Here is a 26,728-nt window from a genome sequence, read left to right as displayed (position 1 = left end):
GTACAGACGCAGGTGCTTCGGCCCAGGGCGCTCCGCCAGGGGTCACGGGCCGGTGGCCAGCAGACGACTGATCTCCCCGGCGGCAGGGTGCTCCGGATCGACGGCCAGGAAGCGTCGCAGGGTGCGTCCCGCCTCGGCAGAACGACTGCCGCGCTGCGCCAGCCCCAGCACGAGCAGCCCGTCCGGGGAGTCCGGAGAGCGGGCCAGCACGTCCCGCGCGGTCTGCTCCGCGCCCGTGCTGTCGCCTGCTCGGAGCAGCGCGAAGGCCAGCCGCAGTCGGATCCTGTCGTCGGGCCGGTCCCGTAGCGCCTCCCGGTACATCTGTGCCGCGGCGTCGTACCGATCCTGCGTCTCCAGGTCGCGGCCCAGTTGCACGGCGACCGCGACCGGGTCGGCCGGTGGCGACTGCTGCGAGGGCCGGTCGAGACGGCCGGCGGCGACCGCCACCGACGCCACGAGGGCCACCAGACCGATCGACCCGGCCCGCCACGCCCGGCGAGCGGCCCGGCCGATCGGCGCGGGCCGCACCGCTGTGGTGGGAGCGGTCGACGTCGCGCGGGGACGCAGCGTGCGCAGGGCGGCGTAGCCGCCGGCCAGCAGGGTCAACGCGGGCACGGCCCAGAGCAGCAGTTCCGCGCCGCGGGCTGGTGGATCGGTCAGCACCTCCGCGCCGTAGCGTTGGACGAACCACTGCCGGATCTCGTTGCGGTCCCGCCCTTGTGCCAGTTGGTCCGCCACCACCTGCCGCATCGCCGCCGCGATCGGCGACCGGGAGTCCGCCACCGATTCGCCCTGACAGGCCGGGCAGCGCAGACCGGCGGCCACCGCGCGGACTGGGTCCTCCTGGCCGGTGTCGCCGGCCGACCGGACCAGTCCCACGCCGGCCGCGGCTGTCAGGGCCGTGAGGACGAGTGCCGCCAGGGCGGCGGGCCACCTCATCCGGCCAGTAGCGGCGCCACCCGCTGCTCCAGCCACTGCCGGGTGACCACGCCCTGCTGCCGGTCGACGATGCGGCCGTCGCGGTCCACCACGAAGGTCTCGGGCACCCCCCGTACGCCCCAGTCGACCGACCGGGTGCCGTCCGGGTCCGGCAGCACGGTCAGCCCGCGCGTGCCGGTCTCGTCGAGCAGCGCCCGGACCGCCTCGGTGCCGTCCCGGACGTTCAGCCCGACCAGCCGTAGTCCCTGCGGCGACCACCGTCGTTCCGTTTCGACCAGCAGCGGCAGTTCATCCCGGCACGGGCCGCACCAGGAGGCGAAGACGTTGACCAGCAGCACGTGGCCGCGGGCGTCGGCCAGGTCGAACCGGCCACCGTCCAGGGTGGCGCCGGAGAGCGCCGGGGCCGGCGTGGGCGTCACACCGGCGGTGCCGACGGGCGCCGGCGTGGCAGGCGACCGCAGGCCGAGGGCGACCAGCGCGCCGACGGCGACGGTCACCGCCAGCACCAGCGCGGGGCCGGTGCGCAGCGGGCGCGGTAGTCGTGGACGGGCTCCGCGGCTGATCATCTCGGGGCCCCGACGGCGATCGGGTCAGGAGATGGCGGGGCGACGTCCCGGTGCGGCCGGCGTCGGGAGTGGGTGGTGCCGATCGCGGCCAGGAGTCCCCCGGTGGCGGTCAGCGCGCCGCCGGCCCAGAGCAGCCCGACGAGCGGGTTCACCGCGAGCCGTATGGTGGCGCTGCCGCTGTCCGGGGCGACCGCGATCAGCGTCACGTACGTGTCCCGCAGCAGCCCGGTGTCGATCGCCGGCACGGTGACCGCGGTGTCCCGGGCGGGGTGGTAGCGCAGGGCCGGCGTGACGGTCCGCTCCGCGCCGTCCGCCTCGCTGAGCCGGAGTCGCGCCTGCACCGCCATGCCGCCGCTGCCGACGGCCCGGTCCACCCCGGTCAGGCGTACGGTCACGTCGGCTACCCGCAGGGCCTCTCCGGTGCGGAGGGTCCGTTCGGCGTCCTGGCCGTACGCCGAGGACCCGGCGACGCCCACCGCGACCAGGGCGATCCCGGCGTGCCCGATCAGCCCGGCGAGCCTGCCCGGTCTCCGGTTCGGGCTGGACGGCGGTAGCCGGCCGAGCAGCTCCGCGGTCAGGCCGGTGAGCACGAACGCCGCCGCGCCGAACGCGGTGAGCGTCGCCGGGCCGGGTCGGCTGAGCAGTCCCACCACGGCGACGGTGGCGAGCGCCACGCCGCCGGGTACGGCGAGTCGCCGCAGCGCCTGCGTCCGGTCGCGGACCCGCAGGGCGGGCGTCGCCCCCATCACCAGCAGCACCGCGATCGCCAGCGGTACGGCGGTGCGCTGGTAGTAGCCGGGTCCGACCGAGGTGCGCACCCCGCCGAGTGGGCCGGAGAGCAGCGGGAAGATCGTGCCGATCAGCACCACCGCCGCGATCGTCACCAGGAGCACGCCGTTGACCAGCACGGCCGTGGTCCGGGACAGCAGCGGTGTGCTGTTGGGGCGGGCCGGTTCGGGGCGGCGGGATCCGGTCACGACGGTCGACACGACGACCGTCAGCAGCACGAAGCCGAGCAGCATCGGCCCCAGTGGTGAGTCGGTGAAGGCGTGCACGCTGGCCACCGCGCCGGACCGGGTGAGGAACGTGCCGAGCAGCACCAGCACGAAGCTGGCGCAGGCCAGGGTCAGGTTCCAGCCGGCCCGGCCGGCGGCGCGACCGAGGGTGGCGTGCAGGAAGGCGGTGGCGGTCAGCCAGGGCAGCAGGGAGGCGTTCTCCACCGGGTCCCACGCCCAGTAGCCGCCCCAGCCCAGCACCGCGTACGACCACCAGGCCCCGAGCCCGATACCGGCGGTCAGCGCCGCCCAGGCCGCCAGGGCCCACGGCCGGGCGGCCCGCAGCCAGTCCCGCCCCTGCTGGCCGGCCAGGGGTGCGGCGATCGCGAAGGCGAACGGTACGACCAGGCCGATGTAGCCGGCGTAGAGCAGGGGAGGGTGCACCCCCATCGCCGGGTGCTGCTGCAGCAGCGGGTTCGGTCCCGGGCCGTCGGTGGGGACCGGACTGACCTCCCGGAACGGGTTCGCGGCGAAGGCGGACAGCGCGAAGAAGAACATGGTCACCGCGCTGACGACCACCATCGCGTACGCGTGCAGCCGGGGCGGGTGCCTGCGGTGGGCCAGCAGCGCCGCGTATCCGGCGAGGATCAGCAGCCAGAGCAGCAGCGACCCGTCCAGGGCGGACCAGAGACTCGTCACCGCGTAGTACAGCGGCACCTGGCGTCCGCCGTTCTCCGCCACGAAGCGGACGCTGAAGTCGTGCCGGAGCAGGGCCGCCTCCAGCAGGCCGCAGGCGAGCGCGGCGGCGACCAGTGTCGCGGCGGTGGCGAGGCGGGCCGGTCGGGTGGGCGCGGCGAAAAGGGCCGTCCGCAGCCAGAGCAGGGCGGTCAGGGTGGCGCAGAGCAGCCCGACCGCGAGGCTCGCGGTGCCGAGGTCACCGAGCATCTACCGACCCTGCCGGCGCGGTGGACGGCCGGTACTCGTTGCCGTGCCGGACCACGACGTGGTCGGAGCGGAACACCCTGTCCGCCGACAGGGTGCCCTCGACGACCGCTGCCTCGCCCTCCCGGAACGTCTCCGGCGGGACGCCGCGCTGCTCGACGGTGATCTCGTGACCGTCCTCGGTGAGGCGGAACACCACGAGGTCGCCGCTGTGGCGCAGCGACCCGGGCACCACGTCGCCGCCGAGGCGTACCCATTCCCGGGTCGCGTCCGGGTCGCCGAGCACCTCGCCCGGGGTGCGGTAGTAGGTCAGGGTGTCCCGCAGCGCGCTGATGACCAGCAGCGCGCCGGCGGCGAGGAGCACGGCGACGACGGCGGTCCGGCCCGCCCGGCGACGGATCATCCGACCCGGACCGGGACGCGGTCGGAGGCGGGGGACGCGTCGGTGGTCAGCCGGCGTTCCAGCCGGACCACCCGGTGCAGCAGGACGCAGAGCGCGGCGAGCGTCGCGGCGGCCACGGCGAGCAGCAGGGCGACGCCCATCCTGGGGTCGATCGGCGGGCGCTGCGGGGCGAGCACGGTCGCCTGCTGGTGCAGCGACCGCCACCAGACGACGGAGAAGTGCACCACCGGGACGAGCAGGAAGCTGGCCACGCCGACGACCGCGGCCGGCCGCGCCACCCGATGGTCGCCTCCGTCGCGCCCCCCGGTCCGCTCCGCCACCGCGCGGCGCAGCGCCAGGTAGCCGGCGTACGCGAGCAGGAGCAGGACGGTGCTGACCAGCCGAGGGTCCCAGGCCCACCAGGCCCCCCAGACCAGGTGCCCCCAGAGCGAGCCGGTGGCGATCGCGACGGCGGTCAGCGCCGCCCCGATCTCCGCGCCCGCCCGGGCGAACCGGTCCCAGCGCAGGTCGCCCCCGATCAGGTACGCCCCGCTGGCGGCCAGCACGACGGCGAACGCGGCGTAGGCCACCCAGGCGGCGGGGACGTGCAGGTACATCAGGCGCTGCGCCTGGCCCTGCACCTCGTCGGGGGGCGCCAGCCACCCGCCGGCCACTGTCGCCGCCGCGGTGAGCCCACCGGCGAGCCAGGCCATCGTCCGGCGGCCGGCGGCCGCTCTGCCGGTGTCCGCGACAAGGTCCACCGTGGAGGCTCGCATGATCTCCCTGTCCGCGCCCGAGGGGCGCTTGCGGATGAACGAGTGCGATTTCACCATAAATCGCTCCGGGCGCACTCGTAGGGGTATCAGTCGCAAACAGGGACAAAAAGGGGTCCGAAGCGCCTAGTGTCGCTCCCGGTGGACACGACAGCGGGGATGACCCTGAGCGCGGCCCGACCCGCCGGGCGGCGCCGCCGGCCGCGCCCGGTGCTGACGACGCTGTGCGGACTGGCGCTGCTCGCCGGATGCGCCGGCAACCCGCCGTCCGCCCTGAACCCCGCCGGTACGGGGGCGGCCCGGATCGCCGACACCTGGTGGCTGCTGTTCTGGATCTCCACGGCGGTGTTCGTCGAGGTCATGGCACTGCTGATCTGGGCGCTGGTGTTCCGGCGGGGCAACGCTCGGGTGCGCCACGGGCAACCGTTGCGCTTCGTCACGATCGCCGGCGCCGGGCTGCCCTTCGTCATCCTCGTCGCCGTCTACGGGGTGGGTCTGAGCGACCTCGCCGCGCTCGGTGACCACCCCGGCCCGGACGCTCCCACCGTGGAGGTGACCGGGCACAAGTGGTGGTGGGAGGTGCGCTACCAGGGGGCGTCCGGAGCCACCGCCAACGAGATCCACATCCCGGTGGGGGAGCGGGTGAAGGTGCGCCTGCGCACCGACGACGTGCTGCACAGCTTCTGGGTGCCGCAGCTCATGCCGAAGACGGACCTGATCGCCGGCGAGACCCGGGAGACCTGGTTGCAGGCGGAGCGGGCCGGCCGCTACCGCGGCCAGTGCGCCGAGTACTGCGGCACCCAGCACGCCCACATGGCCTTCCTGGTCGTGGCGGAACCCCGCACCGACTTCGACGCGTGGCTGATCCGCCTGAACGCCCCGGCAAGTCAGCCGCGCACCGCGGTCGAGCGCCGCGGCCAGCAGGCGTTCGTGCAGGGCACCTGCGCCGCCTGCCACGCGGTGCGGGGCACCGGCGCCCAGGGCCAGGTGGGGCCCGACCTGTCGAACGTCGGCGCCCGGTGGAGCCTCGGCGCCGGGGCGGTGCCCAACGATGCCGGGCACCTCGGCGGCTGGATCGTCAACTCCCAGACGGTCAAGCCCGGCAACGCGATGCCCGCACAGCCGGTCGACGCCGCCCAGCTGCCCGACCTCATCGCATACCTGCGGTCACTGCAGTAGGTCGGGGAGGGGAAACGATGTCCACGACCACCACGCCGTCGCCCGGCGTCAGCCGGGAGGACCTGGCGCGGCTGACGGAACACTGGGGCGAGCGCCCCTCGCTGCGGGCCTGGTTCAGCACCGTCGACCACAAGAGGATCGGCCGCCGCTACCTGGTCACCGCCGGGTTCTTCTTCGTCCTCGCCGGGCTCAGCGCCCTGGCGATGCGCACCCAGCTCGCCCGACCCGAGGCGGGCATCCTGTCGCCCCAGGAGTACAACCAGCTGTTCACCATGCACGGCACGGCGATGATCTTCCTGTTCGCCACGCCGATGCTCTTCGGGTTCGGCAACTTCCTGCTCCCCTTGATGATCGGCTCCCGGGACATGGCGTTCCCGAGGTTGAACGCCTTCGGCTACTGGGTCTTCCTGTTCGCTGGGCTGTTCATGTGGGCGAGCCTGCCCTTCGGCGCCGCCCCCAACGCCGGCTGGTTCGCCAACGTGCCACTGACCGCGGAGCAGAACACCCCCGGCCTGCACATGGACGTCTACGCTCTCGGGCTGCTCTTCCTCGGCATCTCGACGACTGCCAGCTCGATCAACTTCATCGCCACCGCGCTCAAGCTGCGCGCACCGGGGATGTCGCTGAATCGGGTGCCGTTGTTCGTCTGGGCGATCGTGGCCACCGCGTTCATGGTGATCTTCGCGTTGCCGGCGCTGAACGTGGACAACGCGATGCTGTTCCTCGACCGCCGGTTCGGCACCCACTTCTTCGACCCGTCGGCCGGGGGGAACGTGTTGCTCTGGCAGCACCTGTTCTGGATCTTCGGGCACCCCGACGTCTACATCATCGTCATGCCGGCGCTGGGCATCGTCTCCGCCGTGCTGCCCGCCTTCACCCGGCGCGGCGTGGTCGGCTACCCGCTGATCGTGCTGTCCATCGTGGCGATCGCGATCATCTCGTTCGGGGTCTGGGTGCACCACATGTTCGCCACCGGCCTGCCGCCGCTGTCCTACAGCTTCTTCAGCGCGGCCAGCACGATCATCACCATTCCGTCCGGTCTCCAGATCTTCGCCTGGCTGGCCACCATGCTGCTCGGCCGGCTGGTGATCCGCGTGCCGCTGCTCTTCGTCATCGGCTTCGTCGTGACCTTCGTGCTCGGCGGTGTCACCGGCACGATGTTCGCGCTGACCGCGTTCGACCAGCAGGTCACCGACTCGTACTTCGTGGTGGCGCACTTCCACTACGTGCTGATCGGCGGCGCGGTCTTCCCGATGCTCGCCGGCATCTACTACTGGCTGCCCAAAATCACCGGCCGGATGTACCACGAGGGGTTGGGCCGCTGGGCGTTCTGGCTGGTCTTCGCCGGCATGCACGTCACCTTCTTCCCGATGCACCTCTACGGCCTGTTCGGCATGCCCCGCCGGATCTACACCTACCCCAGCGAGCCCGGCTGGGGCGGGTGGAACCTGGTCAGCACGGCCGGGTCGTACCTGCTCGCCCTCGGACTGCTGCTCGTGCTCGTCGGCGTGGCGCACGCCGTACGCCGGGGCCGGCCCGCCCCGGCGGACCCGTGGGACGCAGACGGCCTGGAATGGGCCACCGCGTCGCCGCCCGAGCCGTACAACTTCCCCGTCCTGCCCCGGGTGCACAGCCTGCACCCGGTGTGGGACGAGCGGACCGCCGAGTCGACCGGCGCGGGCGCCACCGAGAACCGCATCCTCAGTGCGGGGCGCCGCACGCTGTTCACCAGCGAGCTGGACGCCCGCCGCGAGCGTGCGGTGGAGATGCCGGAGTCGACGCTGAAGCCACTCGTGCTCGCCGGCGCGCTGCTGATCTTCTTCACCGCCCTGCTCTTCGCCTGGTACCCGGCGGCGGCCGTCGCCGTGGTCGCGGTCATCGCGACGATCGCGGTCTGGCTCTGGCCGCCCCGCCACCCGGACCAGGAACCAGGGGTGGCGGCATGACGGGTCGGGGCGGGGTCGTGGCGGCGGCCACGGGCGCCGAGGCGCTGAGCACCGAGCTGCCGGTCGGCCGGTCGACCGGCTGGTGGGGCATGGTGATGTTCGTGGCCACCGAGGCCACCCTCTTCGCCTGCCTGCTCGGCAGCTACTTCTACCTCCGCTTCCAGTACGGCCCGCAATGGCCGCCGGGCGGCATCGGGGCCCCGGAGCTGCTCAAGCCGCTGGTGATGACCGCGGTGCTGCTGCCCAGCAGCCTGCCCATGGTGTGGGCCGAACGCGGCAGCCGGCACGGCCAGCTCTGGCGACTGCGGTGCGGGCTGGCCGCCACCATGGTGCTCGGGGTGACCTTCCTGGCCCTGCAGGCCATCGAGTACGCCGAGAAGCTCCGGCACTTCACGATGACCACCGACGTCTACGGCTCGCTGTTCTACCTGATCACCGGCTTCCACGGGCTGCACGTCCTGGTCGGACTGACCATGATCGGCTGGCTGCTCGCCACCTCCCTGGGCGGCGGCAGCTTCGGCGCCCACCGCCACGAACGGGTCCGCAACGGCGCGATCTACTGGCACTTCGTCGACGCGGTGTGGGCCGCCATCCTGTTCACCATCTACCTCTCCCCGCGACTGTGACGACCACGCGACCCGGCCCCCGGGCCCGCCTCACCGGCGGCCTGCTGCTCTGGTACGGCGTGCTCGGTGGCGCCGTCGCCTGGGCGGTGCACCTGCTCGTCGCCTGGAGCCTGGACGAACTCACCTGCGCCGCGGGCTCCGAGCGCGTCTCCGCCCTACCGCTCGGGTCGGCCGTCGGGCTGGCGGTGGTCATCCCGGCCCTGCTCACCGCCGGCTCGCTGGCGGTCGCCGCGCTGGTGTGGCGGCGCACCGCCCGAGCGCAGTCAGCGGGCGCCGAGGATCGGGCGTTCGGCCGGTCCAGGATGCTCGCCGTGGTGGGCGTCTGGCTCAACCTGCTGTTCCTGACGATCATCGTGCTCGGCGGGGTCGCCGTGCTGGTGCTGCCGCCATGTCAGGGCTGAGCGTCTACCGGGCCCACGAACCCGGTCAGAGTCCGGTGGCCGAGAGCCTGCTGACCATGCTGGCGGTCGTCACGGTCTGCCTGCTCGCGGCCGGCTACGGCCGCGGCGTCCAGGAGCTGTGGGCCCGACGCGGTCCCGGCCGGGTCATCCCAGGCTGGCGGGTCGGCGCGTTCGGAGCCGGAATACTCGTGGTGCTCGGCGTGGAGCAGGGACCGGTGCACGACCTGGCGGAGGCCTCCTTCGCCGGGCACATGGCCCAGCACATGCTGCTCCTGCTGGTGGCCGGGCCGCTGCTCGCGGCGGGCGCGGCGGGGCTGCCGCTGACCATGGCCGCGCCGCTCCCGCTGCGCCGGCTGCTCGCCCGCTGCCGGGTGGCGCCGCCGGTGCGCCGGCTACGCCATCCGAGCACGTACGCCCTGCTGGCCGGTGGCGGGCAGAGCGTCGTGCTCTGGTTCTGGCACCTGCCCGGGCCGTACGCCGCCGCAGTCGACCGTCCCGCCGTGCACACCACCGAGCATCTGTGCTTCCTGGCCACGGCCTGGCTGTTCTGGGCGCCGGTGCTCGGCTCGCCACGGCACCGCGCGCCCGCCCCGGTGACGGTGCTGCTGCTGGCCGGCACCATGCTGCCCGCCTCGGCCCTCGGCGCCGTGCTCACCTTCGCCCCGCAACCGGTCTATCCGGACCGGGTGTTCGGCGCCGACCCACTGGCCGACCAGCAACTCGCCGGCCTGTTGATGTGGGCGCCGATGGACCTGGCCGTGCTGGTCGTGACGTTGACCGTGTTCCTGCGCTGGCTGCTGCGAATGGACCGCGACCGGCCCGACGGCCTGCGCGGGGGACCGGTACGCCAAGGGGCCCACCCGACGGCGACCAGAGCTGGAACGGAAGGGATGGCGCGATGATGGTGCGTCGCTTGCTCTGGGCGCTCGGTGCGGCCCTCATGATCCTGCCGGTCGTCGCGGTCACCGGCTGCGCCTCGACGGCCCCACCGCCACCACCGGAGTCGCGGAGCGGACGGTCCGACCGGGGCGCGGAGCTGATCGCCCAGTACGGCTGCGGGTCGTGCCACACCATCCCCGGCGTCAACCGCGCCGACGGCCTGGTCGGCCCGCCCCTGAACCGGTTCGGCGCCCGCTCCTACATCGCCGGCCAGTTGCCCAACAACGCCGACAACCTGCAGCACTGGATCGCCGATCCGCAGGCCGTGGAACCCGGCACCGCCATGCCGAACCTGGGCGTCACCGCGATCGACGCGCAGGACATCGCCGCCTACCTCTACACCCTGGACTGACCGATGCGGCGTTCACGAGCGGCAACCCGCCGGCCGGCCCCGCACCCGCACCGAGCCCTCGCGGTCGGGACGGTGCTGATGCTCGCCGCAGGACCGGTGGCGCTCGCCTCCGCACCAACCCCCGGGGAGTCCGCGGCGCCGGCCGCTTCCGCCCCACCGTCCATCACCGGGGACCGGGGCGCCCGGCTCTACCTGGAGCAGTGCGCGAGCTGCCACGGCGAGCAGGGGCAGGGTACGCAGCGGGGACCGTCCCTGATCGGCGTCGGCCCCGCCTCCGTGGACTTCCAGCTCTCGACCGGACGGATGCCGGTCTCGCAGGAGGTGCAGCAGCCCCGGCGCGGGGAACCGGCGTTCTCGGCCGACGACATCGCCGCACTGGTGGACCACGTCGACAGCTTCGGTGGCGGCGGCCCGCAGATCCCCCGGGTCGCGGCCGGGAACCTGACCTCCGGCCGGGAGATCTTCGCGGCCGACTGCGCCCCGTGCCACGGCGCGACCGGCGCCGGGGCCGCGCTGACCGACGGCTGGACCGCCCCGCCGCTGTACGACGCGACGGCGACGCAGGTGGCCGAGGCGGTCCGCGTCGGCCCGGGGCTGATGCCGGTCTTCCCCAGTCAGGTGCTCGACGACCAGCAGGTCAACGACGTGACCGCCTACGTGCAGCGGCTGCGCAGCGAGCGGCTGGACCGGGGCGGCAACCCGCTCGGCCGGCTCGGCCCGCTGGCCGAGGGGCTGGTCGCCTGGGTGGCCGTACTGGCGCTGCTGGTGGCCGCCGCCCGGTGGCTGGGCAGGAGGGCAGGGGAATGAGCGCGCGGCGTCCCTCGGCGAGCGAGCGGGCGGCGAGCCGTCGGATCGTCGCCGCGCTCCTGACCAGCACGGCAGGGGCGGTGGGGTTCGCGGTGACGTACAGCCTGGGCGGCGACACCCGCTGGGAGGGGATCTGCCTCGCGGTGGCCTTCGCCGGACTGGCCGTGGGCCTCGCCGTCTGGGGGCGGCGGCTCGTGCCGGTCGGCGGGTACGTCGAGGAGCACGAGGGCTTCGCCCCAACCCCGGCGGAGCAGGCGATGACCGCCGCGGTGCTCACCGCGCCGGACAGCCCGGTGCGACGGCGGGGCCTGCTCGCCGCGCTCGGGCTGGCGCTGGCCGCGCTCGGCGCCGCCGCGCTGTTCCCGCTGCGCTCCCTGCTGCCGTTCCATGGGGCCCGCCCGGTCCAGGACCTCAAGGACACTCCGTGGGGGCCGGGCGTGCGGCTGGTCAACGCCGCCGGACGACCGTTGCGGCCGCAGGACGTGCCCGCCGACACCGTGGTCGGCATCTTCCCGGAGGGTCACCTCGACACCGGCGACGGGCCCGCCTTCGCGGTCCGCCTCGACCCGGCCCGCTTCTCCCGGCCGCCCTCCGGCGGTCATCTCGACGGTGTGGTGGTCTACTCGCTGCTCTGCACGCACGCCGGCTGTCCCGTCCGGCTCTACCTCAAGGGCACCGCACGGGTGCTCTGTCCCTGCCACCAGTCGTCATTCGACCTGCTGGCGGACGCCAGGCCGGTCGCCGGCCCGGCGGCGCGGACGCTGCCCGGTCTGCCGATCGAGGTCGGCCCGGACGGCTTCCTCCGCGCGACCGGCGACTTCACCGCCCCACCCGGCGCCGGCTTCTGGAGCCGGCCGTGATCACCGATCGGCTGGCCAGGGCGCTCGACGACCGGCTGCGGCTCTCCCCGATCACCCGCCGAGCGCTGGCGAAGGTCTTCCCCGACCACTGGTCGTTCATGCTCGGCGAGATCGCGCTCTACTCGTTCGTCGCGCTGATCCTCACCGGCGTCTACCTCACCTTCTTCTTCGACGCCAGCTCCGCCGACCGGGTCTACCACGGCGACTACGCCCCGCTGGACGGCGTCACCACCTCCGCCGCGTACGCCTCGACCGTGCGGATCAGTTGGGACGTCCGGGCCGGTCTGCTGATCCGGCAGACCCACCACTGGGCCGCGCTGGTCTTCGTCGCGGCGATCGTGCTGCACCTGGCCCGCATCTTCTTCACCGGCGCGTTTCGCAAACCCCGTGAACTCAACTGGCTGATCGGCGTGACCATGCTGTCCCTCGCCCTCGCCAACGGCTTCACCGGCTACTCGCTGCCGGACGACCTGGTCTCCGGGCTGGGCCTGCGGATCATCACCTCGGTGGTGGAGTCGGTCCCGCTGGCCGGGGCGTGGCTGGCCGCCCTGGCCCTGGGCGGGGAGTTCCCCTCCGACGTGATGATCCCTCGGATGTTCATCAGCCACGTACTGCTGGTACCCGCCGTCCTCGTCGCCCTCGTGTCGCTGCACATGGGCATCCTGGTGCGGCAGAAGCACACGCAGTTCCCCGGCCCGGGACGGACCGAGCACAACGTGGTCGGGTCGCGGCTGTGGCCGAGCTACACGCTGCGCACGCTCGCCCTGTTCGCCTGGGTGATGGCGGTGCTGTTCGCCCTCGGCGGCCTGGTACAGATCAACCCAGTCTGGATCTACGGCCCGTTCGAACCGGCTCAGTCCACCGCACCGGCTCAACCCGACTGGTACGTCGCGTGGGGCGACGGCGCCCTGCGGCTGTTCCCACCCCTGGAGTTCCGCATCGCCGGGCATCTCGTGCCGGCGCCGTTCTTCCCCGGCGTCGTGCTCGGCGGGCTGACCTTCCTCGCCCTCTACGCCTGGCCGTTCGCCGAGCGGCTGCGCACGAAGGACCGCCGACCACACCACCTGCTCGACCGGCCCCGCGACCACCCCGCGCGGCTGGGCGTCGGCGTCGCCGCGCTGACCTTCTACGCGGTGCTGACTGTCGCTGCGGGGGACGACATCCTCGCCCGGCTGCTGCGGGTGCCCGTCTACGACCTGCTGTCGGTGTTCCAGGTGCTGGTGGTCGTCCTGCCGCTCCTCGCCGGGCTGCTCGCCTTCCTGGTCGCGCGGGCGCTGCGCGGCGGCGAAGCCGGCATCGGCGAGCTCACCCGCTCCGACCTGAGGCGGGCGGCGCGGCGGGCGGCCCCTGGATCCGACGGCGAGGGTCGCTCCGCTGCGTCGGACGTCCCCGTCAGGGACAGGAGGGGGGAGCGGATCGAAATGTGGGCGGAGGGCGACCTGTGGTGGTGGCGCTACCGGGACGAGGCCCGGCACATCGTCATCACCGCTAACCGGGCCGTGCAATCGGAGGAGGAGGCGGTCTCGGCTTCCCGGCTCGCGTACCCCGGGGTCGACCGCGTGGTGGTGCCCGGGCCGCCCCCGACCCCACCACCCGGCCCGGTCCGCGCCGCCCTGCGCCGGTGGGGCCGCGCCGCAGCCGCCGGGTCGCTCCTGCTGGCGGCGCTCGTCGACCGGCGGCGGGTCCGCCGGCGACAGGAGCAGGAGCGAACGGACCGCGCGTCGCAGCCGGAGCCGTCGGACGAGGCGACGACCGGTGCCGGGCGGACCTGAGATACCTGGTGGGACAGCCAAAGGGCCGTGACGAAGGTCGCGAGCAGCCCCACCTGCCACCATCGGAGACGCTCACGTTCGCGAAGCGGGCGTGATGTCGTACGCAGGTTCGGCCTGATGGTGGTCATCCGGCGTTCACTGGAGCATCGCGCGGGCTTCGCTGAGTAGCTCGCACTGTCGGCGCCAGTCGCCACCGGAGAGGCCCATGACCAGGTGGCGTGCTCCGGCGGGGTGGTCCCTCCCCGAGGACGCAGCGAGTTTCCCCACCTGGTACGCCTACAGCACCGCCTATCACGAGGGCCTTCCCGGCCACCACCTCCACCTCGGCTCCGAGGCCTGCCGGGGAGGCCTCGGGCAGCGGCTGAACCTGCTCGGCGGGCTCTCCGGTAGCCAGGAGGGCTGGGCCTTGTACGCCGAGCGGTTCATGGACGAGCTCGGGCTCTATGAACAGCCGGGTGCTCGACTGGGGTATCTATATATGCAGCTCCTGCGGGCGGCACGGGTTGTGGTCGACATCGGCCTGCACCTGCGGCTGCCGATGTCGTCTGGTGACAGAGCATTGTGGACGCCGGACGCGGCGCTGAAGCTGCTGCGGGACCGCTGTCACCAGGGGCCGTACGCGTCCGCCGAGCTCGCGCGTTACCTGGGCCGGCCAGGGCAGGCGCTGGCCTACAAGGTGGGTGAGCGCGTGTGGCTGGCAGGCCGCTCGTCCTTCCCCGGCGACCGGCGCGCATTCCACCGTCAGGCGCTGGAGCTGGGTTCGCTGGGCTTGGATCAGTTGACGGCCGCCCTCACGGGTGACCGCGCACCACTCGTGCACCGCGGTGAAACAAGCCAGGGACCGCGCTTGTAGCTGCACGTCCTCGACGTCCGACCAGTCTGAACCAGGGCCAGACTTAACAGCGCGTACGACCTTGGTATATCAACACGGTCATGGTCTATTTCCACGTCCGGATCTGCCGCAGACCGCGCGTCACGCAACGTCACAGTCGGTCGACCGAGACAGCGCTCGGTCATGGCACCGATGAGCGCAAGTCGCGACATCGAGGTTCGCATTTCTCTGGGTGCCGATATTGGTCGCCGTGGGAGCAGGGCTGCTATCCGGCGGGGGTTGGAGGTCGGGTGAACGCCTGGTCGCGGGGAGCCAGGCGGTGGCATGGTCCGGCCGCGCGGAGCACCACGTCGAGGACTTGGTCGGGGTTGGCGGCGTAGCTTGTGCTGAACCAGGCCATGTTCGCCTCCACCACGGCCCAGTGTTCGTCGCCGCGGTCGGCGTTGCTGGCCAAACCGACGTCGACGACGACGGCGCTGGGCAGGCTGTCGGCGCAGGCGTCGAGCAGGCCGGCGGCGAAGTCGAGCACGGCGGCGCGGTGCGCGCAGGCGTCGAGGGGGGCCGGGTCGAGCCGGCCGTTGGTGGCGTAGCGGCTAGCGGCGTGCACCGTGGCGTCGAGGACGAACAGCCGGTACTCCACCAGGAACGTCACGATCTCGCTGACCAGCACTGGAGTACCGGCGGGGTAGCGCTCGTTACCGGGCAGGCGGGTGCCGTCGGCGTAGACGCCGGCCGTCAGGGTCTTGTCCCGGGGCGGCTTGACGAACATCGGCGTACGGGACCAGCGCGCCTCGCCGAGGGTGGTGAGGGTGATGTCGCGGCGGGTGTACTCGTACGGCAGCCGCGCCAGCCAGTCGTCGGCCGGTTCGAGCAGGGCCAGGTCGAGGTCCGCGGCGACCACCCCCGCAAAGATGGGCCCGCCGTAGAGATGCCCGCCCACGGCACGCCGCAGCCGGGCCGGTACTGCCGAGCTGGGCAACGGCTCCACTGCCAGGCCTCGTCGCCGGGCCGATTCGGCAAGCAGTTCGGCGGTGCTGTCGGGGCGCGGGGGCAGCACCAGGAAGTCGGCGACCGGGACGGCGATGGTCATGACTCACGATTCTGGCGATCCGCCACGTTGCCGTCGCCCGATTATCCTCGCCGCAGCCGACAGGGAGGGTCGGGTTGCCGCCCTCGAACCGCCCCGCGAGCGCAACGCAGCGTGTTGTGCCGTCGCCGCACACGACGGCTCCTGGACAGCAGAAGCATCCTCATCTGGCTGCTGACGGGCGGTCGTTAGGTGAGCGGACCATAGCGAGACAAACAAGAGCCCCCACGTCGAACGCAGGGGCTCTTCGGACCCGGCCCGGCTCGAACGGGCTACCACCCTCTCCAACCGCGGACGCGCCCTTACCGGGTAGACGCGCCTTGGGCAGGCTCATCTCAATGCTAGGACGCACTTGCAACTGACGCGCACGCCCAGCCTTGTGCTGATGTTCGATGGCGTCCGCTCATGGCCGCCGATCGTGAGCGTCGACCGCCTCACCCCTGGATCAATCAGACATATTGCGACCTTGCCGGGACCGTGACACGGCCGGGTGGTACCCGTCCGCGTCGGTGCCTGGCATGGAGGTCAGACTTTGGGGCATGGAGTTCTTCTGCTACCACCGGGACCGGCCCAGCGCGGTGGCGCTGCGCGACGAGCTGCTGGAAGAGCATTGGTCCTACATGGACCGCTACTCGAGAGAAATGATCGCTCGCGGCCCGACCCTTGCCGGCGACACGCCCACCGGCAGCGTGCACATCGTCGACCTGCCCGATCCCGCCGCCGCGCGCGTGTTCGCTTTCGACGAGCCCAACTATCAGGCCGGCGTGTACCGGGACGTGCTGCTGCGCCGGTGGCGCAACACGCTGGGCCGCACCATGTGGGACTTCCCCGGAGGCCGGACCGGTGGTAACCGGTACCTGGTGCTCGGCCTCGGCGCGGGGCAGGCCGCCGACCTCGCGGTGCCGCCCGACCGGGACGAGCTGATCGCGTACGGGCCGCTGCTGTCCGACGACGGCGCCACCTGGCTGGGTACGGCGGCGCTTGTCCGGGCGCCGGATCCGGACAAGGCGCGCGCGGTGCTGACCCCGGACCGGTACGCCGACATCGAGGTGCACAACTGGCAGTTTGGCGGGCGGCCGTCATGACCCGAGGGCTGGCTGTGGACTTGGTCCAGCGTGTCGGCAGGGCATGGACGCGGCAGGCGGGGCCTGCTCGGTGTTGGCTGGCTTCGTCGATGCCTGTCAGCTTCCCCGGGGCCAAGATCGAACGTCCGGATCTGCCGCTGATCGCGCGGTCATGCCGAGAAGCGGACGCGTGGACTGCGCACGAGGGCGTCATGGCGGGTTCGACTCTGGAGCACTACGAGCAATACGTGCGAATGTCGCGCGGTTGAGGGAGGTTTCACTGCGGTCCGTTACAGCGCTGTCCGTCACGGCGAAGCGGATCACGAGTGGACCACGACGTCCCAGCGCCCACACGGTGAGCGCGAAGCAGCAGAGCGCCGTTCCCGTGATCGTGACCGCTGTCCAGCCGCCCGCCGACCAGAGCGTGGTCGCGGCGGCGGAGCCGATAGCAGCGCCGATGAAGTTGCCGGTGGCTAGCGCCGTGTTGAGCCGGCTGCGGGCCTCGTGGGAGAGGGCGAACAGCCGCGCCCGGTTGAGGAGGGCCTGCGTCTGGAGGGCAACATCGATCATGATGATCACGATGATGATAAGTACGACGGACCGGCCGGCGAACGCCGCGACGACGAAGGCGCCGAGGGCCAGTACCCAGGCCGCGCCGGTGGCCGGAAGCGACCAACCGCGGTCGTGCAGACGACCGCCGTGCAGGCCGGAAAGGACACCAGCGAGGCCAGCCAACCCGAACAACCCAATCACCGCTACCGGGTACCGGAACGGTGGGCCGCTGAGCAGGAACGTCAGCGCCGTCCAGAACAGCGAGAACGCGGCGAACCCTGTGGCGGCCAGGACCAGCGTCCATCGGGCCGCCCGCTCGCGCATGACCACCGCGCCGACCGAGGCGATGAGCTGCGGGTATGGCATGCGCGTCCGCGGTGCCAGCGGTGGAATCGCGCGGTAGAGCAGGACCGCGAGCAGGACGGCGACGACCGCGGCGAGGGCGAAGATCGTACGCCACCCGGCGGCGCCGGCGACGAACCCGCTGATCGTGCGGGAGGCCAAGATACCGGTGAGGGTCCCGGACCCGATGGCGCCGACGATCCGACCGCGGTGGGCGTCGCCGGCCAGGTCCCCGGCGAGCGGTGTGAGGACCTGCCCGGAAATCGTCGTCACGCCGAGCACGCCCAGTGCGAGGAGGAGTACGCCGATCGACGGCGCCAGCGCGCACAGCAGCAGTGCGGCGGCCGAGGTCAGCAGCATCACCGGGACGAACCGGCGGCGGTCGAGGACGTCGCCGAGCGGCACGAGCAGCAGCACGCCGACGGCGTACCCGACCTGCGTCGCGGTGACGAGCCAGCCGGCCGTCGTGGTCGCGGCGCGTAGATCGCCTGCGATGAAGCTGAGCAGCGGCTGCGCCCAGTACAGGTTGGCGATGGCCGCTCCCGCCGCCAACGCGAACAGGAACGTCAGCCGGCGGCTCATCTCCGACGGCGGTGCCATGCGGGGTGCTGCCACCCTGCCACGCTAAGGCGCGGGATCAAGGCGTGGGGCCCAGCGAGGGCCTGAGCGTGGCAGGGCCGCATCCGCCGGGATGTCCAGATCTCTCCCGGCACCCTTCAGGCGTGCCCGGACAGGTCGACACGGCGGGCAACGACAGTCCCCACCGGTGGGGTCGCAGTAGGGCACAAGACGCTGTCATGGCGATCGCGTGGGTATGGCTCGTCGCGTTCGCGGCCAGCGGGCGACGCCGTTGCCTTGGCATGATCGGGTGCGCACATCTGCCGCGAAGCGCTCGTCACGCAAGGTAACCAGCTCATATGCATCCGGACGTGACGATGAGCGTGTGTCGATCTCTCGAACCCTTCGTCGCTCTGCAACGGCTGCGAGACGCGATGCGGGGATTCCCTCTCCGGCTGGATTCTTAGGCCGACGTGGTGACGAGTTCGTCGGTGACCTACTGGGCGACGTTGGAGGGGAAAGTGTCTGGGGTGGGCGATAGCGTCACCGCCATGAGCGTGCTCGACCGCCGCACCCTCAACCGGTCGCTCCTGGCCCGCCAGCTCCTGCTGCAGCGGCACGACATGCCGGTCGCCGAGGCCCTCGAGCACCTGGTGGGGTTGCAGGCGCAGGAGCCCCTGGAGCCGTACGTCGGGTTGTGGAGCCGGCTGGCCGGCTTCCAGCCGCCGGCGCTGGCCGAGCTGCTGCTGAGCCGCCGGGCGGTCCGCACGCTGCTGATGCGCCGCACCCTTCACCTGGTCACCGCGCGCGACTGCGTCGCGCTGCGGCCCGTGCACCACTCCATGCTGGTCTCACGGATGTGGTCAACGCTGCGCCGGGTGCTGCCCGGCGTCGACCTCGACGAGCTGACGAAACTGGGCCGGCCGCTGTTCGAGGAGCGGCCGCGCATGCTGACCGAGGCGGCCCGCGCAATCGCCGACCGCTGGCCGGGGGCGGAGCCGCGCTCGCTGGGTGACGCGCTCAGCACGCTCGTGCCGCTCGTGCAGGTGCCACCCCGCGGTGTCTGGGGCGAGCGCGGCGCCGCGTACAACACCACGATCGAGGCGTGGCTGGGCCGCCCGCTGGAGCCGGAGTCGCCGGCCACCGTCGACGCGCTGGTCCTGCGCTACCTCGCCGCCTACGGCCCAGCGGCCAGCGCTGACATCCGCGCCTGGTCGGGGCTGCGCGGGCTGCGCGAGTCCGTCCAGCGGTTGCGACCGTGGTTGCGGACGTTCCGCGACGAGCGCGGCCGCGAGCTGCTCGACGTGCCCGACGGCGCGCTGCCCGACCCGGAGACCCCGGCGCCGCCGCGCTTCCTGCCGGCGTTCGACAACGCGGTGCTCGGCTACGACGACCGCAGCCGCGTCATCGACACCGAGCATCGCGGGCTGAGCGTCGCGGGTGCCCGCTTCCTGCTGGTCGACGGCCGGGTCGCGGGCACCTGGGCGGTCACGGTCGACGACGGCGCGGCGACGTTGCGGATCACGCCGCTGCGCGCGCTCACGACAGGCGAGCGCGACGCCGTCGTCGCCGAGGGCGAGAGCCTGCTGACCATGTTTCAGCCCGACCCTCGGTGCGCCAACCACGTCTTGATCACGGACGCTTGACGCAGGTGTAGGCGCCGTAGCAGGGGTGCGAGAACGTGACGCCCGCGACGTCGAAGCCGGCCGCGTCCAGCATCGGCTCCAGCAACCACGGGAAGGTGCTGTACTCGGTGCAGATGTGCTCGGCGCGTCGGCTTCGGCCGGCCGGAAATCGTAGATCAGGTCGCGCAGCCGCAGCACGCCGCCCGGGCGCAGCATCCCGGCGATCCGGTCGAGCGCTCCCGCCTTCCAGAAGTCCGAGCTGGTGCAGCGTGTGCCGGGTGAGCACCGCATCGAACGTACGGTCGTGCCGAGAACAGTTCAGGCGATCAACGCCTGCGAGGCTCCGGGATGCCAGGCGCCAGCGGGGCGGGGCTAGCCTGTGCATGACGCCCACACCGCCGGGAGCTCCGTGATGCTCGATGACATGCGCGTCCTGCGTGACGCGGTAGCGGAGTACCGCGCGGCGGCGACGGCTGCGGGCCTTGACTGGCCCGATCACGCCGAATCGCCCGGCGGGCAGCCACCCGACCTGGTCTACCGGCTCTTCGACGTGGACCACGTCGCCGAGCAGCTAACCTGGTTGCAGTCGCAGGAATGGCCGCCCCGGCGGCTGCTGCCCAACGGCGGATGGGTCATGCCGTGGCCGACCGACGGGGGCGAGGAACTCGACACCCTGGCGATATCGATCGGCACGCCCTTCCCGTGGCGGCATCAAGTGCGGCTGTTCAACTTCGAGCAGCTCGTCTACACGTTCGTGCTCGCGGGCGACCACGAGGGTGAGATCTGGCGCTACGAGTTCACCCCCGATGTCTGGGGTTCGGCTCGTGCCGCCACCAGTCTCGCCGCGCTCTTCACCGGATGGACGAAGGGGATCACCGCCGGCGCGGTCGTCTACGACGGCCTCAACGGTTGGCTTCAGTTCAGGGAAGGCGTGCAGGACGACATCGCCATGCTCCGGGAACGGGTTCCCGACGTCGATTTCCTGACCCTTCCGGTGTATGTGGCGGATGAGTCGCTGCTGCGGGCGCGACAGCGCGAATGCGGGGTCGACATGGACTGCATCGAGCGGGGCTTCGACTGCTACGAGGAGTTGTTCGCCACCGTCCAGGCCACTCGAAGGTCCCTCGGCATCTGATCCGACGCCGACCGCCCAGGGGACCACGAGGAGGATTGCTCACCGCAGCGGTGCGGTTATCCCGCGGGGCCGACCACGTAGGTGCCGCGCCTAGGAGTAGCCGCCACACTCACACGATCGACTGCGCCATCCGCCACCGGCCGTGCGTCATCCAAGGTCACGTGCACGGATCTGCCGCCGACCGAGCGCTACGCAGCGTCACGGCAAGCGGATCGATCCGGCGTCCGGTCGTGTCGAAGAGCGGATGTTCGGGCTCACCCGGGCCACCGAGCGTGGGGCGCCGGGCCTGCTCCGGACGGCGCCCGGCCGGCACACTGAGCCTGTAGATATGAAGAGTCTCTGTCGTACTAGTCTGCGGATCATGGCCTTGCAACCGGATGAGTTCTATGACCACGCAGTCGCCGCTGCGGATAGCGCGCGCCGGCTCCCGCTGGCACGTATGACGGGGTGGGAGATCAGTCCGTTCGAGCCGGACGGGCTGCGCGTCGCGCCGCTGCGCCCGCCGGTTCTGCCCGAGCCGGCGCGGCACGGCGAGGACCCATCGGACTGCAACGTCTGTCGCAACCGGGACGAAGGAATCTGGTTCGACGACCACTGGCGGCTGGCCCAGATCACGGGAGTCGGCGTGCCGCTGGTGCTCATGCTATATCCGCGCGATCACTACGACATGGCGGACCTGCCCGATGAGCTGGCCGCCGAGCTGGGACTGTTAAACACACGCATCGTCCGCCACATGCAGGCACTGCCGCACGTCTCGCGGGCCCACGTCTACCGCATCGGGGACGGTGCTGCACACCTGCACATCTGGTTCTTCGCCCGGCCCGAGGGACAGGCCCAGCTGTACGGGTCGTGGCTGGTCGTCTGGGACGACCTCTTGCCGGAGTACCCGGCGGACGTGGCGGAGGCAGACGCTGCGATCGTGGCGGACGCGTTGGTCGCCTCCTACGGAGGCCGCCGGTCGGCCACCAGCGAACCGCCAGCCGATCCTGGGCGACTGGATCAAACGGCGATGACCCACGAGCCGAGGTGACCGATGCCGACAACGTCGGCGTCCTGCACCCAGAGCCGCCGGGTGTCGTGGACCCGCTCGGCCGACAGGTGAGCGCCATGAATGCGACTCGCGCGAAGTACGACCTCGACGATCAGGAACTCGCTGACGTGGCCGTCCTTCTCGGCCGCCCCGTCACGCGGATCCTCGCCCATTGGTGATCACACGGGCCTCATACTCGGTTCGAAGGTTGATCGAATGCACGCTTATGCCGCGATCAGGGCGCCGGATCACCGGTCGCTGAACAACCGGATCTAGCCGATGAGCGGGCGATCGCACCGCGCGGGGGCCTTCAGAGCTCGATGTGGCCCTCGAGGTAGAACGCGCACGAGCCGTGCAGCTGCACCCGGTCGCCGACGAGCCGGCAGGCCAGCTCACCGCCGCGCCGCGACGCCTGGTACGCGAAGAAGGTGTCCTTGCCCGTCCGTGCCGCCCAGAACGGCACCAGCGCACAGTGCGCTCCGCCGGTCACCGGATCCTCGGGGATGCCCTTGGCCGGTGCGAAGTACCGGCTGACGAAGTCGTGCGTGCCGTCACCGGCGGCGGTCACCACGACCCCGGTCCGGTCCAGCCGGGCGATCGCGGCGAGGTCGGGTTCGAGCAACCGGACGTCGTCGGCCCCGGGGAGCAGGGCGAGGTAGTTGTTCCCGTCGATCGCCGTCTCCACCGGTGTGACGCCGAGCGCGGCCGACAACGCCGGCGGCAGCGGCACGGCGCGCACCGTGCGAGCCGGCAGGTCCATCCGATATCCGGCGCCCTCGCACTCGACCGTCAGCGGCCCGCTGGCGGTGTCGAACGTGACGCTGTCGCGGCCGGGCTCCAGACGCTCGACGACAACGGCGCCCGCCGCCAGGGTCGCGTGCCCGCACAGCGGCACCTCCACCGTCGGCGTGAACCAGCGCAGCCGGTACCGGCCCTCGGACAGCACGACGAACGCCGTCTCGGCGAGGTTGTTCTCCGCGGCCACGGCCTGCAGCAGAGCGTCATCGAGAAACCGGTCCAGCACCACCACGGCGGCCGGGTTGCCGGCGAAGCGGCGAGTGGTGAAGGCGTCGAGCTGGAAGATCGGGACCCGCATGGCCCACAGCGTAGGGAGCGCGACATCCGCAGGACGACACCGGTCGCCGTCCGCTCACTGCGCAGACTCTTCCTGTCGGCGGTCTCGTCGGGCACCGTGTCTGGTGCCGGCGATCTCCGGTCGTCGGCGCACCTGGTCTCCACCGGGCCACCGCGCAACGGCAGTCGGGCGGTCAGCCGGCGTAGCGGGGCTCGCTGAGCCGGCGGCGGAATTCCGCGTGAGCGGTCTGGAAGACGTCGTTGAGCCGCTCGAGCTCGGACTCGGTCGGTTCTCGCCGCAGCCCGACATCGATCTTGAAGTCGCCGTCCACGATCGCCACGTCGAGGCGGTCGAGCAGGTCCGCAGGAAGCCTGGTAATGACGAACTCGCGGAACGCGTCGGCGATCGTGCCCGCCATGTCGCCGCACCCGCAGGTGCGGCCATCCAGGACCGCACCGAGGTGGCTGCGGCCGATGATCGCGTCCGGGTGTAGGGGATCCATGACGGTCAGGCCTTCCTCCAGGACCGTGCGGGCCTCCGACAGCCGTGCCTCATGCTGGAGGAACAGACCGAGGGCGATGCAGGACCGCCCGACCGTGTCATGGTCGGTGCCGCGGCGCGCCTGGCTCACTGCCTCGGTCAGTCGTTGCTCCGCCGGGCCCACCTGGCCGGCCTCCTTCAGCGCGAGACCCCAGTTGCGCAGGACCTGACTCCGCAGCTCCGGACGACCGATGCGCTCCGCCCTCGCGTGCGCCGACGCGTACGTGCGCAGCGCCTCGGCATCGCCGGCTTCGTCCTGGGCCATCGCCAAGCCGAGCGCTGCCATCAGCGCCTCCTCCTGCCGGCCCTGGCGGTCGTACGAAGCGAGCACGCGCTCGATCGCATCAACCCGCCCCGCCTGGTCACCGACATCACGGCCGAGGTTCGCCAGCGCGGACAAGGCGTTGAGCGTCGCCTGGTGGTCAATGCCGAGCCGCTCCTCCAACGCGGTGACCAGGGAGGCAAGCAAGGGCTTGGATGCCGGATCGTCGTGGTCCAGCATCTGGGTGACGACTCGCCCGACCTGCTCGACGACCTCGTCCGGCAGTTGGTGCAGGCCCACGAAGAGCGGCTCGCGGATGCCACCGGCGTGCACAATCGCTGCTCGCAGCGCCAACGCGGAGGCCACCCGCTCGTGCCCGTTGCGCCACAGATTGGCCACCGCCTCCTCGACGACCTGCCGGGCACCTGCCACGTCGCCACGCTGCCGCAGCAGGTCCGCCAGCGGTTCGAGGCCGAACGCGTACCCGGCATGCTCGCGACCGTAGAAGGCGAGCCGCTCCTGAACGCCCCGGCGTAACTCCGTCTCGGCCTCGTCGAGTCGTCCGGCCGTGCGCAGCGCCAAGCCCAGATTGAGTCGGTAGGTCAACTGGTCCTTGCGGGACTCGTGATCGCGCGGCGTCGCGGAGACGGCGCGGCGGTAGCACTCGATCGCACGGTCGCATTGATCGGCGTTGAGCAGCACATTGCCGAGGTCACACTGGGCCGAGGCCCATTCCGGGCTGCCGTGACCATGTTTGTCCGTGACGGCCTGCAGCTCGCGCGTCATGAGGTTCTCGGCGTCGCCCATGCGACCCTCCCGCAACAGCGCGAAGGCCACCTCGACCGGAGTGAGGGGTGTCGTCACGAGCCGCAAGTTTAGGGCCTGCCTACTAGGGTTCGCGTACCCCTGGGAACACATCGAGCAAGGCCCCGCCCGGCGCGATCAACCAACCATGATCGGACATCCGCATCTGCCGCGATGATGGCGCCGTGCGAGCCGCAGGTCGACCGCGGCGGCTGGTGCAGGTTACCGCCGGCAGGGCGCCACAGCCGTCCACCGTGTGCTTACCTTTTGATATGCCGCACCCCATCATGTTTGACGAGGCAGACCCGCTCCTGAGCCGACTGCGGGCGCTCGCCCTGGCCTTCCCTGACGCGGCCGAGAAGATCTCCCACGGGCATCCCGCCTTCTTCACCACCAAGGTCTTCGCCTACTACGGGGGATCGGTGAAAGTCGACGGCGTCTATCGGCAGCATGAACATTCGATGCTCGTGCTGGTCGATCCCGACGAGGGTGAGGCGCTGTTGGAGGAAGACCGCTGCTACGTGCCGGCCTACCTGGGTGCCTACGGGTGGATCGGGGTGGACCTGACCGGCGACACCGACTGGGATGAGGTCGACGAGCTACTCGACGCCAGCTACCGACGTACGGCCGGGTCACGCAGGGTTGCTGTGCTCGACTCCCGGCGGTCCCGACCATGATGCCGGCCGAGGCCATAAGGAGCGATGACCGCCACGACAGCCCGGCCGGCCAGACGCACGGATCTGCCGCGATGAGATCGCCGGCGTGGCGACAGCGGGTGTCCGCTCGGGTTGGCGATCCTCCTATCCTCTTTGTTCGTCAGGCTGCCACGGCAAGTAGGCGGCGGCCGTCCCCGCCAGACTGCCGACGATCAAGGCAAAGGCCAGCGGGAAGAAGAAGTCCCACGGCGCCGGCAGCCAGCGACCGAGAAGGATGCCAGCTACAAGGCATCCTGCAGTTGTGACCGTGAAGGCGAGTACTGCTCGCAGCCGATACCCTCGGCGAATCCGCGGCATCCCGAAGGCGGCGAGGGCGGCCACGCCAGCGTCCTCGTCCCACCCGAGACCAACTGCCGTCAGAACGATCACCACGCCGACGAGGACGCCTACCAGCGCGGAGCAGGCGACATTACGCAACGCCGCGGCGAGCGGCGGATCGGGAATGCCCGACTCGCCGGTGAAGACAAGACGCCCCGCCCGGTCGTTTGCCCAGCCACGCACGACCGAGTCCGCACTCGCTGACTTGGGCTGACCAGGCCCATCGACTGCCATGCGCCCAGTGTGGATCGGCGATCAGCTGATGTCGACCTGCCAACGAACGCTCGCCGCTGTAACCCAGGATTCGTCCGCCTGCGCCGCGATCCGCGCGCTACGCAGCGTTACGACGCCCCAGCGCGCCAGTGCACTGACATGCCGATGAGAGTGTGGTCGAGGCGTTCGACGGGTCGCGTCCCATCGACGGCCGCTGCTAGCGTCACCGGCAACCATTGAGAATGGAGTGCCGATGGTGGATCGGGCGGAGGTCGGTGGACGGCCGCGGTCGGTAACGATTGCAGTGACTCTGATGACCGTCGTGGCCGTCGGGTATCTCGCAGACGCGGTAGCGGTCGCCGCTGGGGCAGCTGCGTACCCGGACCGTGTGCGGGAGGCACTGAACACCTCCGAGGTCGACCCACGTGCCTTTGACGCTCTCAAGCCACTGGCCTCGGTATTGCCCTACGTCGCGGCGTTGATCACCGCCGTGGCAGCACTGGTCCTACTGGGTATCGCGGCCTCAGTGCGTGCGGGGCACTTCGCGGGCCGCATCATCGCCTGGATCGCGATCGGTCTGTCCCTGATGTGCAGCTTCTGCGGGCTCGGCCAAGCTGGTACGCCCGCTTTCAGCGGAATCTTCTACGTGTCCGCCTTCAGCCGTGACGCCTCCGGAACTCACACGTTCGTCCAGCGGTTGCCGGCCGCGTACCCGCCGGCCTATCAGTACCTCAGCGCCGGCTTCGCCCTCTTCGCGATGCTCGCCCTGATCGTCGTCGTCGTGCTGCTCGCGCGACCCTCAGCCAACCGCTTCTTCCGTCCGGTCAGACAGCTGGCACCGCCGCCAGCAACTCATTACCTGGCCGACTCGGCGCCAGCAACTCATTACCTGGCCGACTCGGCGCCAGCGCCGGCCGCTGGGGCAGCCCGTCCGATCATCGGCCAGATTTCCCAACTGTCGGTGCTGGTCCGGCAGCATCAACGCGGCGAGTTGACCGACGAGGAGTTCGCTGCGGCTCGCCAGCAACTGCTCGGTGGCCCCTGATACCAGCACGTCAGACATGCTGGTATCCACCCGGCGGGAGACGCAGCTGCG

At 71.6% G+C, this 26,728-nt stretch carries 28 protein-coding genes; 17 read left to right on the top strand and 11 right to left on the bottom strand.

The annotated features are described in order from the left end of the window. Positions 1-42: 42 nt before the first annotated feature. Genes ACLQ2U_RS22630 through ccsA form a run of 5 tightly spaced genes read right to left on the bottom strand, consistent with a single transcriptional unit; the run spans position 43 to position 4,600 of the window. Positions 43-939: a cytochrome c-type biogenesis protein CcmH gene (locus ACLQ2U_RS22630; protein ID WP_425752738.1), complete on the bottom strand. Its 897-nt coding sequence runs from the start codon at positions 937-939 to the stop codon at positions 43-45. Continuing rightward, positions 936-1,505: a TlpA family protein disulfide reductase gene (locus ACLQ2U_RS22625; protein WP_425752737.1), complete on the bottom strand. Its 570-nt coding sequence runs from the start codon at positions 1,503-1,505 to the stop codon at positions 936-938. Before ACLQ2U_RS22625 ends, ACLQ2U_RS22630 begins: the two co-directional genes overlap by 4 nt. Continuing rightward, positions 1,502-3,445, bottom strand: a complete 1,944-nt coding sequence (locus ACLQ2U_RS22620) for a heme lyase CcmF/NrfE family subunit (RefSeq protein WP_425752736.1) — start codon at positions 3,443-3,445, stop codon at positions 1,502-1,504. The genes ACLQ2U_RS22625 and ACLQ2U_RS22620 overlap by 4 nt, the downstream gene beginning before the upstream one ends. Further along, positions 3,435-3,845 carry a cytochrome c maturation protein CcmE gene (locus ACLQ2U_RS22615; RefSeq protein WP_425752735.1) on the bottom strand — a complete coding sequence of 137 codons (411 nt, stop codon included), beginning with the start codon at positions 3,843-3,845 and terminating at the stop codon, positions 3,435-3,437. Before ACLQ2U_RS22615 ends, ACLQ2U_RS22620 begins: the two co-directional genes overlap by 11 nt. Further along, a complete protein-coding gene (ccsA, locus tag ACLQ2U_RS22610) occupies positions 3,842-4,600 on the bottom strand; it encodes a cytochrome c biogenesis protein CcsA (protein WP_425752734.1) in 759 nt (252 codons plus the stop codon). The genes ACLQ2U_RS22615 and ccsA overlap by 4 nt, the downstream gene beginning before the upstream one ends. Positions 4,601-4,738: 138 nt before the next feature. Between ccsA and coxB the strand changes: the two genes are divergently transcribed. From coxB to ACLQ2U_RS22560, 10 genes are all read left to right on the top strand, one after another. Further along, positions 4,739-5,776 carry a cytochrome c oxidase subunit II gene (gene coxB, locus ACLQ2U_RS22605; RefSeq protein WP_425752733.1) on the top strand — a complete coding sequence of 346 codons (1,038 nt, stop codon included), beginning with the start codon at positions 4,739-4,741 and terminating at the stop codon, positions 5,774-5,776. A gap of 17 nt (positions 5,777-5,793) precedes the next feature. Continuing rightward, positions 5,794-7,722, top strand: a complete 1,929-nt coding sequence (ctaD, locus tag ACLQ2U_RS22600) for a cytochrome c oxidase subunit I (protein ID WP_425752732.1) — start codon at positions 5,794-5,796, stop codon at positions 7,720-7,722. Continuing rightward, entirely contained in the window at positions 7,719-8,348 is a 630-nt protein-coding gene (locus tag ACLQ2U_RS22595; RefSeq protein ID WP_425752731.1) for a cytochrome c oxidase subunit 3, read from the top strand. Before ctaD ends, ACLQ2U_RS22595 begins: the two co-directional genes overlap by 4 nt. After that, positions 8,345-8,749, top strand: coding sequence for a hypothetical protein (locus ACLQ2U_RS22590; protein ID WP_425752730.1), 405 nt, complete (start codon positions 8,345-8,347; stop codon positions 8,747-8,749). The genes ACLQ2U_RS22595 and ACLQ2U_RS22590 overlap by 4 nt, the downstream gene beginning before the upstream one ends. Beyond that, entirely contained in the window at positions 8,737-9,651 is a 915-nt protein-coding gene (locus ACLQ2U_RS22585) for a cytochrome c oxidase assembly protein (RefSeq protein WP_425752729.1), read from the top strand. The genes ACLQ2U_RS22590 and ACLQ2U_RS22585 overlap by 13 nt, the downstream gene beginning before the upstream one ends. Beyond that, the gene (locus ACLQ2U_RS22580; protein WP_425752728.1) at positions 9,648-10,040 is read left to right on the top strand and encodes a c-type cytochrome; all 393 of its coding nucleotides are present in this window, start codon (positions 9,648-9,650) and stop codon (positions 10,038-10,040) included. The genes ACLQ2U_RS22585 and ACLQ2U_RS22580 overlap by 4 nt, the downstream gene beginning before the upstream one ends. Positions 10,041-10,043: 3 nt before the next feature. Further along, positions 10,044-10,847, top strand: coding sequence for a c-type cytochrome (locus tag ACLQ2U_RS22575; RefSeq protein ID WP_425752727.1), 804 nt, complete (start codon positions 10,044-10,046; stop codon positions 10,845-10,847). Next, on the top strand, positions 10,844-11,707 hold the full coding sequence (locus ACLQ2U_RS22570; protein WP_425752726.1) for a ubiquinol-cytochrome c reductase iron-sulfur subunit: 864 nt from the start codon (positions 10,844-10,846) through the stop codon (positions 11,705-11,707). Before ACLQ2U_RS22575 ends, ACLQ2U_RS22570 begins: the two co-directional genes overlap by 4 nt. Further along, a complete protein-coding gene (locus ACLQ2U_RS22565; RefSeq protein WP_425752725.1) occupies positions 11,704-13,479 on the top strand; it encodes a cytochrome b in 1,776 nt (591 codons plus the stop codon). The genes ACLQ2U_RS22570 and ACLQ2U_RS22565 overlap by 4 nt, the downstream gene beginning before the upstream one ends. A 205-nt stretch (positions 13,480-13,684) precedes the next feature. Continuing rightward, positions 13,685-14,332, top strand: coding sequence for a DUF885 family protein (locus ACLQ2U_RS22560; protein WP_425752724.1), 648 nt, complete (start codon positions 13,685-13,687; stop codon positions 14,330-14,332). 244 nt (positions 14,333-14,576) lie between these two features. Here the strand turns inward: ACLQ2U_RS22560 and ACLQ2U_RS22555 are convergent, their stop codons facing one another. Continuing rightward, positions 14,577-15,401 (bottom strand): ATP-grasp domain-containing protein, encoded by an 825-nt coding sequence (locus tag ACLQ2U_RS22555; protein WP_425752723.1) that lies wholly within the window; start codon positions 15,399-15,401, stop codon positions 14,577-14,579. A 536-nt stretch (positions 15,402-15,937) separates the two neighbouring features. Here ACLQ2U_RS22555 and ACLQ2U_RS22550 point away from each other — a divergent pair. Further along, complete coding sequence (locus ACLQ2U_RS22550) at positions 15,938-16,483, top strand: YciI family protein (protein WP_425752766.1); 546 nt, start codon at positions 15,938-15,940, stop codon at positions 16,481-16,483. A 189-nt stretch (positions 16,484-16,672) separates the two neighbouring features. Here ACLQ2U_RS22550 and ACLQ2U_RS22545 read toward each other — a convergent pair whose 3' ends face one another. Then, positions 16,673-17,938 (bottom strand): MFS transporter, encoded by a 1,266-nt coding sequence (locus ACLQ2U_RS22545; protein ID WP_425752765.1) that lies wholly within the window; start codon positions 17,936-17,938, stop codon positions 16,673-16,675. A gap of 527 nt (positions 17,939-18,465) precedes the next feature. On the opposite strand from ACLQ2U_RS22545, the gene ACLQ2U_RS22540 reads away from it, so the two are divergent. Further along, positions 18,466-19,560 (top strand): winged helix DNA-binding domain-containing protein, encoded by a 1,095-nt coding sequence (locus tag ACLQ2U_RS22540; RefSeq protein ID WP_425752722.1) that lies wholly within the window; start codon positions 18,466-18,468, stop codon positions 19,558-19,560. On the opposite strand, the gene ACLQ2U_RS22535 is transcribed toward ACLQ2U_RS22540, so the two are convergent. Then, a complete protein-coding gene (locus tag ACLQ2U_RS22535) occupies positions 19,547-19,825 on the bottom strand; it encodes a hypothetical protein (RefSeq protein ID WP_425752721.1) in 279 nt (92 codons plus the stop codon). The two genes, ACLQ2U_RS22540 and ACLQ2U_RS22535, sit on opposite strands and share 14 nt — an antisense overlap. 138 nt (positions 19,826-19,963) lie before the next feature. On the opposite strand from ACLQ2U_RS22535, the gene ACLQ2U_RS22530 reads away from it, so the two are divergent. The 3 genes from ACLQ2U_RS22530 (at position 19,964) to ACLQ2U_RS22520 (ending at position 21,883) form a co-directional block, all read left to right on the top strand. Next, positions 19,964-20,674 (top strand): hypothetical protein, encoded by a 711-nt coding sequence (locus tag ACLQ2U_RS22530; RefSeq protein ID WP_425752720.1) that lies wholly within the window; start codon positions 19,964-19,966, stop codon positions 20,672-20,674. 361 nt (positions 20,675-21,035) lie between these two features. Continuing rightward, the gene (locus ACLQ2U_RS22525; protein ID WP_425752719.1) at positions 21,036-21,704 is read left to right on the top strand and encodes a hypothetical protein; all 669 of its coding nucleotides are present in this window, start codon (positions 21,036-21,038) and stop codon (positions 21,702-21,704) included. Continuing rightward, a complete protein-coding gene (locus ACLQ2U_RS22520; protein WP_319461423.1) occupies positions 21,701-21,883 on the top strand; it encodes a hypothetical protein in 183 nt (60 codons plus the stop codon). The genes ACLQ2U_RS22525 and ACLQ2U_RS22520 overlap by 4 nt, the downstream gene beginning before the upstream one ends. Positions 21,884-22,014: 131 nt before the next feature. Here ACLQ2U_RS22520 and ACLQ2U_RS22515 read toward each other — a convergent pair whose 3' ends face one another. Beyond that, positions 22,015-22,800: a PhzF family phenazine biosynthesis protein gene (locus tag ACLQ2U_RS22515; RefSeq protein ID WP_425752717.1), complete on the bottom strand. Its 786-nt coding sequence runs from the start codon at positions 22,798-22,800 to the stop codon at positions 22,015-22,017. 172 nt (positions 22,801-22,972) lie between these two features. Beyond that, positions 22,973-24,445 carry a tetratricopeptide repeat protein gene (locus ACLQ2U_RS22510; RefSeq protein WP_425752716.1) on the bottom strand — a complete coding sequence of 491 codons (1,473 nt, stop codon included), beginning with the start codon at positions 24,443-24,445 and terminating at the stop codon, positions 22,973-22,975. A 212-nt stretch (positions 24,446-24,657) separates the two neighbouring features. Between ACLQ2U_RS22510 and ACLQ2U_RS22505 the strand changes: the two genes are divergently transcribed. Further along, positions 24,658-25,062, top strand: a complete 405-nt coding sequence (locus ACLQ2U_RS22505) for an MmcQ/YjbR family DNA-binding protein (RefSeq protein WP_425752715.1) — start codon at positions 24,658-24,660, stop codon at positions 25,060-25,062. A gap of 123 nt (positions 25,063-25,185) precedes the next feature. On the opposite strand, the gene ACLQ2U_RS22500 is transcribed toward ACLQ2U_RS22505, so the two are convergent. Further along, on the bottom strand, positions 25,186-25,653 hold the full coding sequence (locus tag ACLQ2U_RS22500) for a hypothetical protein (RefSeq protein ID WP_425752714.1): 468 nt from the start codon (positions 25,651-25,653) through the stop codon (positions 25,186-25,188). Positions 25,654-25,945: 292 nt separating this feature from the next. Between ACLQ2U_RS22500 and ACLQ2U_RS22495 the strand changes: the two genes are divergently transcribed. Further along, positions 25,946-26,677, top strand: coding sequence for an SHOCT domain-containing protein (locus ACLQ2U_RS22495; RefSeq protein WP_425752713.1), 732 nt, complete (start codon positions 25,946-25,948; stop codon positions 26,675-26,677). The last annotated feature ends 51 nt before the right edge of the window (positions 26,678-26,728 follow it).

The sequence above is a fragment of the Micromonospora sp. DT47 genome (assembly GCF_049844475.1).
In the GTDB taxonomy this organism is placed as follows: domain Bacteria; phylum Actinomycetota; class Actinomycetes; order Mycobacteriales; family Micromonosporaceae; genus Micromonospora.
The sequence above is the reverse complement of the archived record's forward strand: the minus strand, read 5'-3'. Positions and strand labels throughout refer to the sequence as shown.

Bases quoted from the DNA above. Each gene is read 5' to 3' on its own strand.
- ACLQ2U_RS22630 (WP_425752738.1), bottom strand. From the start codon at position 939: ATGAGGTGGCCCGCCGCCCTGGCGGCACTCGTCCTCACGGCCCTGACA.
- ACLQ2U_RS22625 (WP_425752737.1), bottom strand. From the start codon at position 1,505: ATGATCAGCCGCGGAGCCCGTCCACGACTACCGCGCCCGCTGCGCACC.
- ACLQ2U_RS22620 (WP_425752736.1), bottom strand. From the start codon at position 3,445: ATGCTCGGTGACCTCGGCACCGCGAGCCTCGCGGTCGGGCTGCTCTGC.
- ACLQ2U_RS22615 (WP_425752735.1), bottom strand. From the start codon at position 3,845: ATGATCCGTCGCCGGGCGGGCCGGACCGCCGTCGTCGCCGTGCTCCTC.
- ccsA (WP_425752734.1), bottom strand. From the start codon at position 4,600: ATGCGAGCCTCCACGGTGGACCTTGTCGCGGACACCGGCAGAGCGGCC.
- ctaD (WP_425752732.1), top strand. From the start codon at position 5,794: ATGTCCACGACCACCACGCCGTCGCCCGGCGTCAGCCGGGAGGACCTG.
- ACLQ2U_RS22595 (WP_425752731.1), top strand. From the start codon at position 7,719: ATGACGGGTCGGGGCGGGGTCGTGGCGGCGGCCACGGGCGCCGAGGCG.
- ACLQ2U_RS22585 (WP_425752729.1), top strand. From the start codon at position 8,737: ATGTCAGGGCTGAGCGTCTACCGGGCCCACGAACCCGGTCAGAGTCCG.
- ACLQ2U_RS22580 (WP_425752728.1), top strand. From the start codon at position 9,648: ATGATGGTGCGTCGCTTGCTCTGGGCGCTCGGTGCGGCCCTCATGATC.
- ACLQ2U_RS22575 (WP_425752727.1), top strand. From the start codon at position 10,044: ATGCGGCGTTCACGAGCGGCAACCCGCCGGCCGGCCCCGCACCCGCAC.
- ACLQ2U_RS22570 (WP_425752726.1), top strand. From the start codon at position 10,844: ATGAGCGCGCGGCGTCCCTCGGCGAGCGAGCGGGCGGCGAGCCGTCGG.
- ACLQ2U_RS22560 (WP_425752724.1), top strand. From the start codon at position 13,685: ATGACCAGGTGGCGTGCTCCGGCGGGGTGGTCCCTCCCCGAGGACGCA.
- ACLQ2U_RS22555 (WP_425752723.1), bottom strand. From the start codon at position 15,401: ATGACCATCGCCGTCCCGGTCGCCGACTTCCTGGTGCTGCCCCCGCGC.
- ACLQ2U_RS22550 (WP_425752766.1), top strand. From the start codon at position 15,938: ATGGAGTTCTTCTGCTACCACCGGGACCGGCCCAGCGCGGTGGCGCTG.
- ACLQ2U_RS22545 (WP_425752765.1), bottom strand. From the start codon at position 17,938: ATGAGCCGCCGGCTGACGTTCCTGTTCGCGTTGGCGGCGGGAGCGGCC.
- ACLQ2U_RS22540 (WP_425752722.1), top strand. From the start codon at position 18,466: ATGAGCGTGCTCGACCGCCGCACCCTCAACCGGTCGCTCCTGGCCCGC.
- ACLQ2U_RS22530 (WP_425752720.1), top strand. From the start codon at position 19,964: ATGCGCGTCCTGCGTGACGCGGTAGCGGAGTACCGCGCGGCGGCGACG.
- ACLQ2U_RS22525 (WP_425752719.1), top strand. From the start codon at position 21,036: ATGGCCTTGCAACCGGATGAGTTCTATGACCACGCAGTCGCCGCTGCG.
- ACLQ2U_RS22515 (WP_425752717.1), bottom strand. From the start codon at position 22,800: ATGCGGGTCCCGATCTTCCAGCTCGACGCCTTCACCACTCGCCGCTTC.
- ACLQ2U_RS22505 (WP_425752715.1), top strand. From the start codon at position 24,658: ATGCCGCACCCCATCATGTTTGACGAGGCAGACCCGCTCCTGAGCCGA.
- ACLQ2U_RS22500 (WP_425752714.1), bottom strand. From the start codon at position 25,653: ATGGCAGTCGATGGGCCTGGTCAGCCCAAGTCAGCGAGTGCGGACTCG.
- ACLQ2U_RS22495 (WP_425752713.1), top strand. From the start codon at position 25,946: ATGACCGTCGTGGCCGTCGGGTATCTCGCAGACGCGGTAGCGGTCGCC.